Below are 15,261 nucleotides of genomic sequence, written 5' to 3'. Positions count from 1 at the left end.
GCTTAAATTAAAGCCGCCTAGATTAAGCCTCTTTTTTTTCTGATTTTTCTGACTTTTCCGCTTTGTCTGCATGGTCAGCTTTCTTGGCGTCTGCAAGTTCTTCTATTTTTTCCTGAGCAGTCTCTTTAAGCGTGGCTGCTTTTTCTTGAACTGTTTCTTTTTTTTCTTGAACTGTTTCTTTTAAGGTTTCAGCTGTTTGCATGACACTGTCAATCACGGTGCTTTTGTCATCAGCGCTATCTTTCGCATGATCTTTGGATTGCGCTTTAGAGTGCTTTTTGCTATCTGCTGCTGATTTGGCGGTGTTGATACCCAGCATGCTATAACAAGGACAATGACCTGTCGCCCCTGATATTAAAGGCGCTAGGGCTAATAATTTCATTTTTTTTGATTTTGACGATTTTAAGATTGCAAGACCTGCAATCACGCGCGCGATACGCTCTTTGTTTCCCACGTTGGTTTTCATTTATTATTCTTCCTTATTTTATGATAATTGATTTAAGGGAATTTTAAGGTAGCGAACGCCATTGTCTTCTGGTTTTGGCAATTCACCTGCATTGATGTTAACTTGTACTGATGGCAAAATCAAACGTGGCATTGCAAGTGTTTTGTCACGTTGGTTACGCATTCGTACAAATTCTGCTTTAGGCGTGCCTTGTTTGACATGAATGTTGCGTAATTTTTGCTCACCGACATAAACCGTTGCGATATGCTCACGCCTACCCTTGGGTGGATAATCATGGCAAAGATACAACAGGGTATCATCGGGCAAGACTAATAAACGCTGAATCGAGTCATACAAATCCTCGGCACTACCATGAGGAAAGTCACAGCGTGCAGAGCCGACATCAGGGGCAAAAATAGTATCACCGACGAATACCGCAATTTTTTCTTTGCCTGCGCTTTTATCCGTCACTTTATATGCCATATCGGCTGGGGTATGACCCGGTACATGCATGGCTGTAATGCTCAAATCACCCAGTGTTAGCTCGCTGCCTTCCTCAGTCAAAATATCAAATTGACTAGCATCGGTGGCTAGGTCGTCAAAGTTAAAAATGGTTTTAAAGGTTTTTTGCACGTTTTCGATATATTTACCCATCACTATTTTACCGCCTAACTGCGCTTTGATATAAGGCGCGGACGATAAATGATCGGCATGGGCGTGGGTTTCGATGATATAGTCCAAGGTCAACCCTTGTGATTTGACAAACCCAATGACCTCATTGGCATTGTCATAGCTAATTTTGCCAGCTGCGGGGTCAAAATCCAATACTGGGTCGATGATGGCACAGTGTTTGCTAGCTGTATCGACTAGAACGTGGGTAAAAGTTTCAGTGTCTTTGTCTAAAAAAGAATGAATGTTCATAAGTTTTCCTATTATCTAAAAACGCTTTTGGCATATCTTTATGGCAATTTCAACTGAAAAAACACTTTATACTTTTGTATAATAGCCGCATTGCAAGGTGTTGCTCAATTCATTATATTATTTTATAATATGTTTTTCAATATATTGTATTGGCGCAAGCGTTTATTTATTTTAAAATTATGTGATAAGTTTGATAGTAGCAGCACTTAATATAAGCGATTGCGTATCAGCCATCAAAATACCCTGGGGAAAAAGTCATGTCTGAAATTGCCGAACCGCAGTCCGATGCGCCTGTGTCAATGGATGCAACCATGCTCCATCAAATGCACGCTGCTGCAGGAAAAGCCAGCCAGTTGTTAAAATCGTTATCTCATCCTGACCGCTTGATGCTGCTGTGTCAATTGACGCAAGGTGAGCATTGTGTGAGCGAGCTTGAGGAGAAAGTGGGACTCGGTCAGCCAAGTCTGTCGCAGCAATTGGGGATTTTGCGTAAAGATGGTTTGGTCAACACCCGCCGCGAGGGCAAACAAATCTATTATTCAGTCGCCAGTGACGATGCCTTAGCAATCCTCAATGTACTGTATGATCGCTTTTGTCAGACAAAATAATTAAATCTAAAGTTAACCAGTCTGCCAATTTATTGGACGCTAATTTATTGGAATAACCACTGTATCGGGATAACCACCTTGCCATTACATTTAGCCAACTTGCGACGCTTACCCCACTGGGTAACGCACTATAACAAGGCAAATCTCAGTCAAGATTTGTTGGCGGGTGTTATCGTGGGTATTTTGGTGATTCCGCAAAGTTTGGGCTATGCCATGCTGTCAGGGTTGCCCCCTGTATATGGGTTATATTCAGCGATTGTGCCGGTACTGGTGTATGCGTGGATTGGCGCAAGCTCGGTCAACGCCGTCGGTCCTGTGGCGATTACGGCGATTATGACCGCACAAGCGCTGCAGCCCTATAACGAATTACCGCCCATGCATTATGCCATTATGGCGTCGTTTTTGGCGCTGATAACAGGGGCACTATTATGGCTAGCAAGCGTGTTTCGGCTCGGCTGGATTACCCAGTTTATTAGCCGTGGCGTGACGGCAGGGTTTATTAGTGGCGCGGCAATTTTGATTTTGGTCGGGCAAATCAAATATGTGACGGGTATCGCGATCAGTGGCAATTCACTGCTAGAGAATGTTGAAACTTTTCTGTTTCATCGCCGTGAGTTGCACGTGCCCACCTTGATGGTTGGCATTGCGGCATTCACCGTACTAATTATCAACCGCTATTATCTTAAAACTTGGCTCAAGCCTTTATTATCTGCCAAAGTCATTGAGGTCATCACGCGTATGTTACCCCTTGCGGTGCTGGCAATCGGCATTATCGCCAGTCAAGTTGGCAACTTTGCCGCTATCGGTATTCGCACGGTGGCGGATGTACCCAGTGGTTTGCCGCATTTTGTGCTGCCGTTTTATCAGATTTCGCCCGTTGAACTCATCAATTTATTACCTGCAGCCGGATTGATGGCGCTGATTGCGTTTGTCTCTAGCAACTCGGTTGCCAGCTCATTTGCCCGACAACGCCATGAAGCTTACGATGCTAATCTAGAACTCAAAGGGCTAGGCGTTGCCAATATCGCAGGTGCGTTTTTTCAGTCGTTTACCATTGTTGGTGGCTTCTCACGCACCGCGGTAAATGTCGATGCGGGTGCGCAAAGTCCGCTTGCTAGTATGTTATCGGTACTGGTGATGGCATTGGTATTGCTGTTTTTTAGCCAGACTTTAGAGCCACTCCCCTATGCCATATTGGGCGCTACGATCATGTCAGTGATTATCAGCCTGATTGATGTACAAACACTCAAGCAAGCGCTGCGCTATGACAAACTCGATGCGCTGGCATTTGGCGTGGCACTCACAGGTGTGTTAATGTTTGGGCTAAATATTGGCTTGGTGCTGGGGCTGTTTGCCTCCTTTGCAGGCTTGATTTGGCAAACCAGCCACCCGCATATCGCGATTGTGGGTCAAATTGGTGATACCGGGCATTTTCGTAATGTTGCACGCCATGCAGTGACCCAGTTTGATGATTTGTTGATCATTCGCATTGATGAAAGCCTGTTTTATGGTAATGCCCAGTCCGTACTACAGTTTATTGAGCAAGCGATTGCCAGTCATTCACAGACAAAAAATCTGGTGCTGATGCTGTCAGCAGTCAATCACATCGATTTGACCGCACAAGATATGCTCATCAATTTAAACCAAAATTTGGCGGCTCAAGCTATCACCCTACATTTTTCGGAAGTCAAAGGACCTGTCATGGATGTAATTGAAAAAACCGATGTGATTCAAAAATTAACAGGCCAGGTATTTTTAAGTACGCAACAAGCGGTTAAACAATTAACCCAATAAATATACTTGTCGCAGTCAGTAAAAACATGAATAATCAACGCTAACTTTATAAGGAAACACAACATGCCAAACAATACTGTTTTTTATGGTCAAATCGAGCCACAGCAAGTTGACAAAATCGCGGCGCAGGGCTTTAAAACCATCATCAACAACCGCCCCGATGGTGAAGAACCCAACCAACCGCTACAAACAGATATCGCTACTAAAGCACAGCAAGCAGGGCTCGCCTATCATTATCTACCGGTCGTTGGTGGTCAATTAACCCGTGAGCAAGTTGAGCAGTTTGCCGAGATTTTTAATCAAGCAGAAAAACCCGTGTTTATGTTCTGTCGTTCGGGCAACCGCTCAAATGTGTTATTCCAGTCTGCCAAACAGCTTGATTTGCTAGACGACTAATCCTTTTAGTGAAAGCCATGACAGCAAAAATTACCCTGTGGATAGACGCTGACGCAATTCCCAATATTGCCAAGCAAATCATCATCAAAACCGCGGAACGCACGCAGACGACCACGATTTTTGTCGCCAATCGCGGCATTGCTTTGCCACGCTTGCCAGTTTTGCAGATGACAGTGGTTGAAGGCGGTTTTGACAAAGCGGATGACTATATCGCAGCGCACTGTGTGGCGGGTGATGTGGTCATCACCAGCGATATCCCACTTGCCAATGACTGTATTGAAAAAGGCGCCAAGGTAGTCACCTCTCGCGGTTTTGTGTATGACAAAGACAACATCAAGCAAAAGCTTAATATGCGCGATTTTATGGACACCATGCGCAGTACCGGCGTGTTAGAACCTTCACAGCAAGGCGGACAAGCGCCCTATAGCGACAAAGACAAACAAGCCTTTGCCAATATTTTAAATGCTTGGATTCGCTAGTTGATTATGCTAAACCCTATTCGTGCTATTAAGTTATTGTATCAACTGGAAAATCACCCCGAACCGCTGGGTGTCAGTCAGGCGATGATTGAGCAAAATGAGCAGGCCTTGGGCGTTCAATTACCTGCAGGTTTGTATCATTATTTATTGGCTTTAGGCAATATTGCTAGTCTCAATAGTGGCTTTAATCACCTTGGCTTATTGCCGTTAGAACGCTTGGGCGACCATCTTGTCATTGGCAAAACCTGCGATAATGACGGCGTTTGGGGCATTCATGTAGATGACCTAAGCCCAAAAAAGCAGCATAACCCGATGGTGCAAATGAGCCGCAACTTTGATGCGATTGAACAAAGCGAAATTCATTGGTTTGATGAATTACCGTTAGCGGAGTTCTTACTGGCGCAAGCGATTATTAATGGCGTCAATGGTGGATTAAAACACCATGCCCAAATTTATGATTTTGATGGACGGTCAATTCCGCCCGATTTGAGTGAAAAATTACAGCATCTCGCCAGTGAAATCACCGAACTGCGGCAGCCGCATGAGCGCTATTTTCAAGCTGAGGATTTTGGTGTGGTGATGTTATTAGGGATGGATGAGTCTATTCCCAATGCCTTTATGATTGGTTCGCAAGATGAACACAAATTCAATGACTATATCCAGCAATTGGCGGTTGGGTTTGAACATTGACCTAAACGTAGCATTATGACGACTTAGCAAACCATTTTTGTCCAAACATAAAAAACGATACGCCCACCAACATCAATATAATCCCCAAAAATTTACTCCAATGCAGGGTTTTAACAGGCATACCAAATAAACCCAAGCTATCCACCACCATGCCCATGACCAGCTGACCTAAAATAAACAAAAACACCGTATTGGCGACACCGATTTTTGGCGCTAAAAAAATCGACGCAAAAACAAAAAACGCGCCCAGCGCACCGCCAAGCCATTTCCACCAATCACTGATTTGCATGTCTGATAAACCCGATTGTACCGCTTGCCAATCGACAAATAGCAAAGACACCAAGAACAATAATAGCGCGCCAACCGTAAACGATACGAATGCTGCCATTAGCGGTTGACCACCAAACATTGCGCCCAATCGGGTATTAATCGCCGCTTGAATCGGGATGCCCAAGCCTGCCACCAGCCCCAAAAATAAATGCCAAAGTTTCATATCAATTCCTATTTTTTGAGTTCACTGCTGTTAGGCGTGAGGGGTGGGTAAAGCGATGACATCGCGGATATGGGTTTTGCCCGTTTTAATCATCAGCAGTCGATCGATGCCAAGCGCAATACCACTACAAGCTGGCAGGGCATCACAAGCTGCCAGCAGGTTCTCGTCAATTGGCATGACAGGTAGCCCGCGTTTTTTACGCGCCACATTGTCTTCATCAAAGCGCAGACGCAGCGCTTGTCCATCAGCCAGCTCATCATATGCGTTGGCGATTTCAAGACCGTTGATATACAGCTCAAAGCGTCTAGCCACCCGATTGCCGTCTTTGTCTGTGACTGTCTTGGCGAGGGCGGCAGTAGCGACAGGATAATCGTAGATGAGTGTCGGTAGCGCTTTTCCCAAATTAGGCTCTACCAAATGACTAAATAACAAATCTAACCAGCCTTGGTGATCCTCCCCTAAATCAATGTTAAGACCATTATCTTTGGCGATGGCTTTGAGGGTATCGCAACTGGCATTGAAGGGATGAATTTTAACAAAATCCATAAAGGCATCGACATAGCGATAATGGTCAAAAATCACCGGATAGCCGAGTACCGCGGACACCAAATCATTGGTTTCTTTTGCCAGTTCATCCAAGCTAAAATTGGGACGATACCATTCAAGCATGGTAAATTCAATGTTGTGACGGCTGCCAATTTCGTTGTCGCGAAACACGGGGCAAATCTGGTACATCGGCACTTGCCAATCTGCCAATAGACGCTTCATGGCAAATTCGGGTGAGGTGTGCAGATAATAGGTTGTTGGATGGTCACTCACAGTGACATTGCTAGAGACGGATTGCAAAAATATATCGGTGTTGCCCGCCTGTGACATCACTGGGGTTTGCACTTCTAGCACCTGTCGCTCGGCAAAAAACTGGCGAATGGTGGCGTACATCGCAGCACGGGCTTGGGCGGTTTGTAGGGTGCAAGTAGGTTGATAAGTGGTTGACATAGCAGTTTGGATAGGTGGATTTGCGACAATATTAGCAGACCCAAAAAAAATAGCTAGTATTTTCCCATACTGGCTATTTTTGCTTTATGTCATGGTGAACATTTTTATCAAATTTTGAACACGTATGATTGCCATTCACGGCGCAGCGGATAATTTTTACGCAGGTTATCAAAGTCTTTGCCTTCAATATCACCGTTTGCGTTTGCCACACTACGTAAACGCTTGTCATCGGCTTTGATATCATACATCACAGGAATTTTATTGAGCAGTTGGTGGCGCTCGTGGTCTTTGAGTGGGTTATGCACTTCTTGAAACAGCGGCACTTCAGCTGGCATCAAGCTATGAAAATCAACCGTTGGGGCAACCTGTAAATATTTGCATAAGGCATTATAGACAAACTGTGTACCCCTAAGTTTGCCTTCTAGAGTATAACCGGCGATATGCGGGGTGACGATACTACAGGCTTTGAGCAGCTGTGCATCGACATTGGGCTCGTGTTCAAACACATCGAGTACACACACATTCGGGCTTGCGACAATATCATCACGACCGAGGACTGCACCGCGCGAGGTATTGATGATGATGGCAGTGTCGGATACGGTTTGCCAACGCGCTTGGGTCATCAGATAGTCGTGATGGGTGGGATATGAGCTGTTGTGCGCATGCGTGAGTGGCACGTGAAAGCTAATCACATTGCTTTCTTGCAGTACAGTTTCAAGTTTGGCGTTGTTGACTACCGACGGTGGTTTGAGTGGGTCATAGCCCAGCACATTCCAGCCATAGGAAATCGCATATTGCGCTAGCGTATTACCGATATTGCCCACCCCAATAATCCCAAGGTTGATGGGTTTGAATAAATAATCAGGCCGCAAATTGGCAATCGCTGCCACCACATATTGGGCAACCGAATGCTTACTACAGCCAGCGGCATGGGCAAAAATGATACCGCGCTTGGCGAGGTACTCCACATCGACATGGTCGATGCCGATGGTGGTACTACCGACAAATTTGACGCTTTTATTGTTGTCTAATAACAGTTTGTTGACAGGCGTGACGGAACGTACTAGCAAAATATCAGGCTGATGCTCATCTATCACAGCCGCGTCAATCTCACGCCCTGCCATCGCAATCAATTCGATGGGTCGCCCTAAAGTGTGTTCATTAAAAAAATCGCTTAAATGAGCAATATTGCCATCAGCAATAATTTTCATATTGTATCCCTATCTTTCTTTTTGTTGTCAACATCCAACTTACAGACCGTTAGCATAACAAATTTTTATGACCTTTTGATGCGTATGCTGACTTTTTTCCAATAAAAATTGGGGAAATTTATCGCATCAATTTGACCAGTATCATCATGATAATCAAAACAAGCACCCCACCGATAGCAATCACTAGGAGTTTCTTATCTTTGGCTGTATCTTTGGTGGATAATTGGGTTTGTAAGCGCAGCTTGTCATTCATAAGTTGCTGCGTCAGCTCATTGGACAGCGAGGATGGCGACGCTTTTGGTGTCTGTGAGGTTGACGCTATGAAGGGCTGTAAAGTTGGCTTTACATCACCAAGTTTTTGCCCAGTCGTTTGTTGAATAGTGGCTTGTTGAACAGCAGCTTGTTGAATAGTTCCTTGTTGCTTAGCAGTAGCTGATATTGGATTTTCTAGCTTGTCTGACATCAATCCGATAGCTGAACTTTGTTCTCGGCTAGATGCTCGGTTGGGTGCTCGATTGGGTTTAAATTTTGGCCATAGCCGCTTTTGGGTTGCGGCATCGGTGCTATCCTGTCCGTATTTTTGCTGCCAGTGGATATAGGGAAGTAAATCATAATCTTGCCCAAACTGCTCATAGGCCAAGCTCAGCCAATAGTGATAATAGGCTTTATCCCATAATTGGCTAGGCAATACCATAATTTCGCCCTGCTCGGCTTTATTTTGGTAAGCATCAGTATGAATAATAATGGGCACTACGCTATTTGATAACATGCCATTGGGCAAATGACGCCGCCAAATCCAACTGGTAGTTATCCGATAGTTTGTCGCTGCGATACTGGCTGGATAAGCCAAATTAAACACCCTAGATGTGTCGTCTTGGCAATGTAATTGATAAAACGCCACGTCGGGCGTAGCATTTGTCGGCTGATTGACTGTGCCAATCGCATCCATTAATTGACTTGCCTTGGCTTGCAAGTCTTCTACCCTTGCTTGCCCGCTTGGATCAAACAAAATGTCGGCACAACTAATCCGATGGTTGGTAAAAGGCGTGTCTCGTTCCTCTTCTGATATAGGCTTGGTTAACGCCGCATCAGATTTTATCACAACGCCCCACACCACTTTGCCAAAGCGATATAAATCCTCAGTCGCTTCTACTTGCCGATATAGTTCATCTTTAATCAAGTTATCACTGACGTATACCTGCAAATAGCTTTGTTCATGGTGGCTGGCTTGCAAAATATGTTTCGCCAAATCAAACCCGCGCCAATCAATGCTGGTATAGTCAAAAGCTGCCATATTCACAGTGGGTTGATTATCGAGTATCGGCAATAGCGCAAAATCAAAATGCGTCACCAGCTGCGCGTTTTGTTGCTGGATACGCTGGTCTTTGGGCGGCAATACCCAGCTATCAAGTTGATTGACATAGGCATCTTGCCACAGCGTTTTGACCGCGGTATTTTGTGTTGGTGGTGTGCTTAGCAGTGCTTGGTAAAAGTGAGTGGTTAACGCGGCTACTTGTTCGGATGTAATCGCTGTTTGTGCGCCATTTTGATGACTGACTAACGGATAAATTTTTAGACTGTGCCAATCATTCGCGGGCTGATACGGCAACACAAGCTGCAGCTGTAAGCGAGGGTTGTCATACACCCATATCTCAATCACGATCCCTTCAGTGCGCCTCATCGGCAAATTGGTATAGCTATCAAAACAGCCAACGATTATGCGGGCTAACTGTGGGTTTTGATGCAGCGTTTGGTAGAGGCTATCAATCACCGTGTCTGTGTCTGTATCTGTGGCTGTATCTAAATCCGTATCGCTAGGAGATAACAGCGCAATATTGGATGGATTAAATGCGGTTAATTCATCCCCTGTATTGTCGCTGCTATGGGCTTGATACACACAAGGTAAAATCGGCTCACCTTGTGATAGCCTTGATAGCACAGACGCCACTAAAGCACCCGCCGCCTGCATGGCTGACGTCCAAGGCGCTGGCAAGTCAGCGGTAGCGCTCACAGCGTCTTGATAAGGATAAACCGCTATGTGACCTGCATTTTGCCGTTGCAAAATATCCGCAAACTCAGCAGCGGTGGTCGGAAAATTCCTAGCAAGTCCAAATAAGCGATTGGTCACTACCAGCACCGGTGTGCGATAGCAGTCCTCAAACAGCAGCACAAAACTATGCTCAAGGCATTCAGCAAACGTCTCGCCCAAGCTGTCATACATCTGGGCAAAAGATACCCAGCGCACGGGCGCATTGGCCAAGCGACTGCTGGTCACGCCAATATAAAACCCCAGCAAATAGCAAAATGCTTGACGTGAGGCATCTTGCAAAAAGTCCAGATAATCCGCTTGCGTAAACCCAAACGCCTGCTGAATAGCCGATAACGCCTCATCAATTTGCACCAAACTATCACGGCTATAATCAAAATTCACCGCTGCCAGATAGGTAGAAAATGCGATAGCGGCATCCTGTAGTTTGCCTGTTTTCACTTTTGCCAAATAGCCCTGACACACCGCCTCAGGCGATTGCAATAAGTTGACTTGCGATTGCTGATACACGGTCTGCGTCATCTGGGCAATAAACTGTGGCAACACATCTTTACCCTGCAGCAAATCTGGTAATAGCTTAAGCGGTTGGCAATAGACTTTGTGCCCGATGCGCGCGGTGAGTGAGCTGTAAAAATTGGCAGGTAACTGTGACTGGATGGGGTACTTATTTTGCCGTGCCAGTTGCGCTGACATCCTGTCATAGTCATACCAAGCAATCGGTTGCCCGGTGGTTTTGGCTAAATAGTCTGCAATATAGGCGGCGAGCGCTACTATAAGTGCTTGCCCGCTTTGGTGTGCCAATAATTGTGGCAACTGAATGTGGCGTTTTGCCATTGCTGCAAAAAACCGACTGAGTTGTTGTAGGCTGTTGGCTGAATAATCAAAGTCAATCTTTTGCAAGTTTTCCCAAAACAGTATCTCAAACGGCGGTGTCTGTTTGGTCTGCAAATAATATAATAAGGTGTTGATTTGTTGGGCTATGGTTGGCTTCATCGGGGATTTTTGGCAACAATTTTTTATCATTTTGGGGTAAATTGTTGGCTTTGGCAAGTGCTAGCGGTGGGTGCTGCCGCAATAAAAGATAAAAAACCAAGCCCATGTTAGGTCAATGGGCTTTTGTCATCTACTGACTTTCAAATACTGACTTTTAAACTTTTTTGACGCTTATTTTAAAAAATCAGGGTCTTTATAAGCCGGGTTTGGATAATCATAAAAACCCTTCCCCACTTCAAACCCTGTGCGACCTTTATCGATCAGTTCGGTTTGCAGTTTTTGGATAAATCGCTCGGCAGTTTTTGAGCCTGTTTTGGCTTTTTGCTGGCTGATATTAACAATGGTATTAACCCCTACGATATCCATCATGGCAAACGGTCCCATCGGTGCGCCTGTGCCAATCATCCAGGTTTTGTCAACGGTCTGGGGATCGGCAATGTCATTGGCATACAAGTGCATGCCGGCATTTAAAAAAGGCACTAATAGGGTATTTAAGATATAGCCAGGCTGTTCTTTATTGAGTGGTAACGCCACCATGCCAATGGCTTTGGCATAAGCAACAATGCTGTCAAATACCGCAGGGTCGGTATGCGCTGAGCCCATGACTTCTGCGGTGTTGTTCACCCAGATACGGTTGGCAAAGTGTAACGCCAAAAATTTATCGGGGCGACCTGTAGCCTCGACCATTTGGCTAGGAATCAACGTTGAGCTGTTACTGGCAAAAATCGTGTGGCTAGGGGCTACCTTTGCCAGCGCTTTATAAAATTCATTTTTGATATCAAGGATTTCTGGTAAGGCTTCGATCACCAAATCAGCCTGTGCCACTGCTTCGCCTAAGTCAGTCACATAGCGAATCGCATGGGTGATTACTTGGGCTTGTACTGGGCTTTTGTCATAGAATTTGGCGTAGATGGGCATGAGTTTTGCGATGCGCTCTTTGACCTTTTCGGGTTCTTTATCAAAGATTGTGACGTTAAAGCCAAAAAAGGCGTTTTGCATGGCGATTTGAGAACCCAGTACGCCGCCGCCGGCTACCGTGACCTGCTTGATGGATGAAGTATTTGCTGTTGTCATGATTTATTCCTTTAAATCGCTATTAATAGTTTGCAAGTTATTGTAGCGGATTTTGGGTAGTATGCCTACCGCACCAATATAGACTGACAAGGCAACACCATATTGCCCGCCAAAAAAAGTTACTCGCCAAAAAAAATTAGCCGCCAAAAAAAAAGCCAAACTATGAGGTTTGGCTTTTTTTGAAAAATAACTAAAAAAAAAGGTGAAAAATTATTGCAACATAAGGTATTCAAACGCACTGAGTGCCGCTTTACTACCTTCGCCCATCGCAATATTAATTTGCTTAAACGGCACGGTAGTGACATCACCACAGGCAAAAATTCCGGGTTTGTTGGTTTGGCATTTCTCATTGATTTCAATTTCACCAAATTTGGTCACCTGTACCAAATCTTTGACCACTTCCGAGTTTGGCACCAGTCCGATTTGCACAAAGATAGCAGATAATGGCAATTCTTTGTTTTCACCGGTGGTACGGTCTTGGTAAATTAGCGAACTGACTTTACCATCAGTTGCTTTAATCTCTTGGCTCGCTACACTTGTCATGATATCGATATTATCGCGCTCTTTGGCTTTATTAATCAATACTTGGTCTGCTTTGAGCGTGTCAGCAAATTCTAACACTGTCACGTGTTTGACAATGCCTGCCAAGTCAATTGCCGCTTCAATCCCTGAGTTACCGCCGCCCACAACTGCCACGTCTTTGCCTTTAAAGAACGGACCATCACAGTGCGGACAATATGCGACGCCACTACCGATATTTTCATCTTCACCTTTGATGTTAAGCTTACGCCATTTTGCCCCCGTCGCTACGATAATCGCACGAGTACTAAAACTTTCACCCGTATTCAAGGTAATTTGGTAGGTTAGCTTATCCTCGCCTTGCTCATTTATTTGTGCAGAATTTTCGGTGATGGATGTCACGCTTACCATTTCTTTAACCGTGATACTATAAGCGGTAATATGTTTGACAAAATTGGCAGATAATTCATTACCATTGGTCAATGGGATTGAAATCAAGTTTTCGATATCTTGGGTATCTTTCACTTGCCCACCGATACGATCAGCTACCATGGTCACTTTTAAGCCTTTACGTGCCACATAAATGGCTGCCGCCACACCCGCAGGTCCGCCACCGATGATGGTCACATCTTGCTGCTCAAGCTGTTCGGCTGCTGCGGCACCACTCATCAAATCTGGATATTGCTGTTGCAGTTTCTCAATGAGTTTGGCAGTGTCAATTTTACCATTGGCAAAAGGTTTGCCATTTAAATATACCGCAGGTACGCCTTGGATATTGCGCTCGTTAATCATGTCTTGGAACACACCACCATCAATCATTTCATTGCTGATGTTGTCATTGAGTAACGCAAATTGGTTTAGCGCTTGCACCACGTCAGGACAGTTGTGGCAAGACAACGAGACGAAAGTTTCAAATTTTAGCGGTTGTTTAATCGCCTTAATGATATTTTGAATACCTGGGTCAAGTTTGAGTTCACTACCACCTGATTGTAAAATCGCCAAAATCAATGAGGTAAATTCGTGACCACCTGGAATACCACTAAAAATGATACCCGTATCTTTGTCTTGGCTACGGATTTTAAAACTCATCGGTGATAGATTGGCATCGAATTGTTGACTCAAACTAATCTTATCAGTAGTGCCTGCAATTTGGGTCAAAAAATCCACCAGTTCAGCGCGCTGTTCATGTTCACCCTCACCCAACACAAACTCAATCGGGCGAGTCATACGTTCGCTATAACTTTTCACTGCATCTAATAAACCTTGATCTAACATGGCATTTTCCTTCTAGTCATTGGGTAAGTCATTTTGTTAACCTTATTATTGTGATTTTTGCAGGCTTTGACAATGTGAGAAAGTTGATAGCTATGTTTTAAAAAACAAAACGTTTATTATTTTATATAACAAAATATTAATACTCCGAATACTCAATTTTTCTTAGCTGCTCGCTGACGATAATCTTTAAATACGTATCCCAAAGCGTATCACGGGGATAATTCATCAGCTGATCATGCAGTTCATTGAATACTACTAAGTGATTGTTTTCCATATAATTGCACCGATTAAACCCCTATTAACATCCCTATAGCAGCCTATTTCAAGATCAAATTTTATCGCATAGTTACCTCACTCCTAACCAACTAACAAAAGGATGGTAACTATGTCTATGTCAATTGCTGTTAATGAGCAGAAGCAAATCGTCAATGTTAAGCAAGTCGAGCGAGGGCTGGCTTGTATGTGTTTTTGCTTTGAATGCGCGGAACCTGTGGTGGCTCGTAAAGGTGAGAAAAATGAGCATCACTTCTCGCATCTAAGTAATAAAGAAAGCTGCACGATTCACCCTGAAAGTATCCTACACAAGTTTGCTAAGCAAGTCATTATGGAAGAGAAATATTTAACACTACCATCACTACCTGATGACGAAAATAGTGAAGATAAAACTTGGGAGTTTGATCAACTAATCGAAGAGCAAGCTGTTGGCTGTATTCGACCTGATATAGTCGCAACGGTTGACGGAGAAATGATGTTTATTGAAGTTGCTGTGACTTCTTTCATCGATACTGATAAAGCAGATTTTATTAAGCAATTAGGTATTAAGACCGTTGAGATCGATTTGAGAGAAATCCTCACACAAGGTATTGAGTTGCCAAGTGAGGAAGCCAAAGATTATATTCTAGACTGTGTCAGTAATAAGCAGTGGATATTTCCAGCACCGAAATCATTAACAATAGCCCCTACACCATCACCTGAGCCTCTTTATAATTGCCAGAGCAGTACTGATGAGAATAGCAACGGAAGCTTTGATAAAGGCTATACCATCTATCGCTTTACCGTCAACCATGCTTGGGTAGATGTCAGGGTCTTTAATTCAGGCATGATGTCTATCAAGTGTGTGACCTACAACCATGATGTCATTGAGATACTAAAGCAATGGCGTAACGAAGGCGGTGGTCAGTACAATCAAAAATATAAGTCATGGAATTACTTCAAACCATTTTCAGACACCGTCTTTCAACGACTACAAGAAATGGATAGTTCACCCAAGCAATGAGATAATAAAATATATATAACTATTAAGGCCTTGCTGTTAGCAAG

15 protein-coding genes are annotated in these 15,261 nt (G+C 44.2%); 6 read left to right on the top strand and 9 right to left on the bottom strand.

Annotation, left to right across the window (positions count from 1 at the left end; genetic code table 11):
* Positions 1–22: 22 nt before the first annotated feature.
* Positions 23–466, bottom strand: coding sequence for a YgaP family membrane protein (locus RTS09_RS07695; RefSeq protein ID WP_312535788.1), 444 nt, complete (start codon positions 464–466; stop codon positions 23–25).
* Positions 467–484: 18 nt separating this feature from the next.
* Complete coding sequence (locus RTS09_RS07690; protein ID WP_312535786.1) at positions 485–1,366, bottom strand: MBL fold metallo-hydrolase; 882 nt, start codon at positions 1,364–1,366, stop codon at positions 485–487.
* 257 nt (positions 1,367–1,623) lie between these two features.
* On the opposite strand from RTS09_RS07690, the gene RTS09_RS07685 reads away from it, so the two are divergent.
* The 5 genes from RTS09_RS07685 to RTS09_RS07665 all read left to right on the top strand — a co-directional run bounded on the left by RTS09_RS07685 (position 1,624) and on the right by RTS09_RS07665 (position 5,333).
* Positions 1,624–1,974, top strand: a complete 351-nt coding sequence (locus RTS09_RS07685; RefSeq protein WP_409418383.1) for a metalloregulator ArsR/SmtB family transcription factor — start codon at positions 1,624–1,626, stop codon at positions 1,972–1,974.
* Positions 1,975–2,052: 78 nt separating this feature from the next.
* Positions 2,053–3,768: a SulP family inorganic anion transporter gene (locus tag RTS09_RS07680; protein WP_312535784.1), complete on the top strand. Its 1,716-nt coding sequence runs from the start codon at positions 2,053–2,055 to the stop codon at positions 3,766–3,768.
* 63 nt (positions 3,769–3,831) lie between these two features.
* The gene (locus tag RTS09_RS07675) at positions 3,832–4,164 is read left to right on the top strand and encodes a protein tyrosine phosphatase family protein (RefSeq protein WP_312523519.1); all 333 of its coding nucleotides are present in this window, start codon (positions 3,832–3,834) and stop codon (positions 4,162–4,164) included.
* A gap of 29 nt (positions 4,165–4,193) precedes the next feature.
* On the top strand, positions 4,194–4,643 hold the full coding sequence (locus RTS09_RS07670; RefSeq protein WP_050324487.1) for a YaiI/YqxD family protein: 450 nt from the start codon (positions 4,194–4,196) through the stop codon (positions 4,641–4,643).
* 6 nt (positions 4,644–4,649) lie between these two features.
* Complete coding sequence (locus tag RTS09_RS07665; protein WP_312535781.1) at positions 4,650–5,333, top strand: hypothetical protein; 684 nt, start codon at positions 4,650–4,652, stop codon at positions 5,331–5,333.
* A 13-nt stretch (positions 5,334–5,346) separates the two neighbouring features.
* Here the strand turns inward: RTS09_RS07665 and RTS09_RS07660 are convergent, their stop codons facing one another.
* The 7 genes from RTS09_RS07660 to RTS09_RS07630 all read right to left on the bottom strand — a co-directional run bounded on the left by RTS09_RS07660 (position 5,347) and on the right by RTS09_RS07630 (position 14,215).
* Positions 5,347–5,826 (bottom strand): DMT family transporter, encoded by a 480-nt coding sequence (locus tag RTS09_RS07660; RefSeq protein ID WP_312535778.1) that lies wholly within the window; start codon positions 5,824–5,826, stop codon positions 5,347–5,349.
* 30 nt (positions 5,827–5,856) lie between these two features.
* Entirely contained in the window at positions 5,857–6,822 is a 966-nt protein-coding gene (gene epmA / locus RTS09_RS07655; protein ID WP_312535775.1) for an EF-P lysine aminoacylase EpmA, read from the bottom strand.
* 107 nt (positions 6,823–6,929) lie between these two features.
* Positions 6,930–8,033 carry a 4-phosphoerythronate dehydrogenase gene (locus RTS09_RS07650; protein ID WP_312535773.1) on the bottom strand — a complete coding sequence of 368 codons (1,104 nt, stop codon included), beginning with the start codon at positions 8,031–8,033 and terminating at the stop codon, positions 6,930–6,932.
* A gap of 118 nt (positions 8,034–8,151) precedes the next feature.
* The gene (locus RTS09_RS07645) at positions 8,152–11,073 is read right to left on the bottom strand and encodes a hypothetical protein (protein WP_312535770.1); all 2,922 of its coding nucleotides are present in this window, start codon (positions 11,071–11,073) and stop codon (positions 8,152–8,154) included.
* 171 nt (positions 11,074–11,244) lie between these two features.
* Positions 11,245–12,147, bottom strand: a complete 903-nt coding sequence (locus RTS09_RS07640; RefSeq protein WP_076774571.1) for a 3-hydroxyacyl-CoA dehydrogenase — start codon at positions 12,145–12,147, stop codon at positions 11,245–11,247.
* A 210-nt stretch (positions 12,148–12,357) separates the two neighbouring features.
* Positions 12,358–13,941, bottom strand: coding sequence for an alkyl hydroperoxide reductase subunit F (ahpF, locus tag RTS09_RS07635; RefSeq protein WP_312535766.1), 1,584 nt, complete (start codon positions 13,939–13,941; stop codon positions 12,358–12,360).
* Between the two features lie 136 nt (positions 13,942–14,077).
* Positions 14,078–14,215: a hypothetical protein gene (locus RTS09_RS07630; protein WP_156652230.1), complete on the bottom strand. Its 138-nt coding sequence runs from the start codon at positions 14,213–14,215 to the stop codon at positions 14,078–14,080.
* 111 nt (positions 14,216–14,326) lie between these two features.
* Here RTS09_RS07630 and RTS09_RS07625 point away from each other — a divergent pair, with 111 nt between their 5' ends.
* Positions 14,327–15,217, top strand: a complete 891-nt coding sequence (locus RTS09_RS07625; protein ID WP_036598423.1) for a competence protein CoiA family protein — start codon at positions 14,327–14,329, stop codon at positions 15,215–15,217.
* Positions 15,218–15,261: the final 44 nt, after the last annotated feature.

It is taken from the genome of Moraxella sp. CTOTU47618, from assembly GCF_032017425.1.
GTDB classification, from domain to species: domain Bacteria; phylum Pseudomonadota; class Gammaproteobacteria; order Pseudomonadales; family Moraxellaceae; genus Faucicola; species Faucicola tetraodonis.
This window is presented reverse-complemented; position numbering and strand designations above follow the sequence as displayed.

Coding starts and splice junctions, on each gene's coding strand:
- RTS09_RS07660 (WP_312535778.1), bottom strand. CDS start 5,826: ATGAAACTTTGGCATTTATTTTTGGGGCTGGTGGCAGGCTTGGGCATC.
- RTS09_RS07685 (WP_409418383.1), top strand. CDS start 1,624: ATGTCTGAAATTGCCGAACCGCAGTCCGATGCGCCTGTGTCAATGGAT.
- RTS09_RS07625 (WP_036598423.1), top strand. CDS start 14,327: ATGTCTATGTCAATTGCTGTTAATGAGCAGAAGCAAATCGTCAATGTT.
- RTS09_RS07675 (WP_312523519.1), top strand. CDS start 3,832: ATGCCAAACAATACTGTTTTTTATGGTCAAATCGAGCCACAGCAAGTT.
- RTS09_RS07695 (WP_312535788.1), bottom strand. CDS start 466: ATGAAAACCAACGTGGGAAACAAAGAGCGTATCGCGCGCGTGATTGCA.
- RTS09_RS07665 (WP_312535781.1), top strand. CDS start 4,650: ATGCTAAACCCTATTCGTGCTATTAAGTTATTGTATCAACTGGAAAAT.
- RTS09_RS07640 (WP_076774571.1), bottom strand. CDS start 12,147: ATGACAACAGCAAATACTTCATCCATCAAGCAGGTCACGGTAGCCGGC.
- RTS09_RS07650 (WP_312535773.1), bottom strand. CDS start 8,033: ATGAAAATTATTGCTGATGGCAATATTGCTCATTTAAGCGATTTTTTT.
- RTS09_RS07690 (WP_312535786.1), bottom strand. CDS start 1,366: ATGAACATTCATTCTTTTTTAGACAAAGACACTGAAACTTTTACCCAC.
- RTS09_RS07630 (WP_156652230.1), bottom strand. CDS start 14,215: ATGGAAAACAATCACTTAGTAGTATTCAATGAACTGCATGATCAGCTG.
- ahpF (WP_312535766.1), bottom strand. CDS start 13,941: ATGTTAGATCAAGGTTTATTAGATGCAGTGAAAAGTTATAGCGAACGT.
- epmA (WP_312535775.1), bottom strand. CDS start 6,822: ATGTCAACCACTTATCAACCTACTTGCACCCTACAAACCGCCCAAGCC.
- RTS09_RS07645 (WP_312535770.1), bottom strand. CDS start 11,073: ATGAAGCCAACCATAGCCCAACAAATCAACACCTTATTATATTATTTG.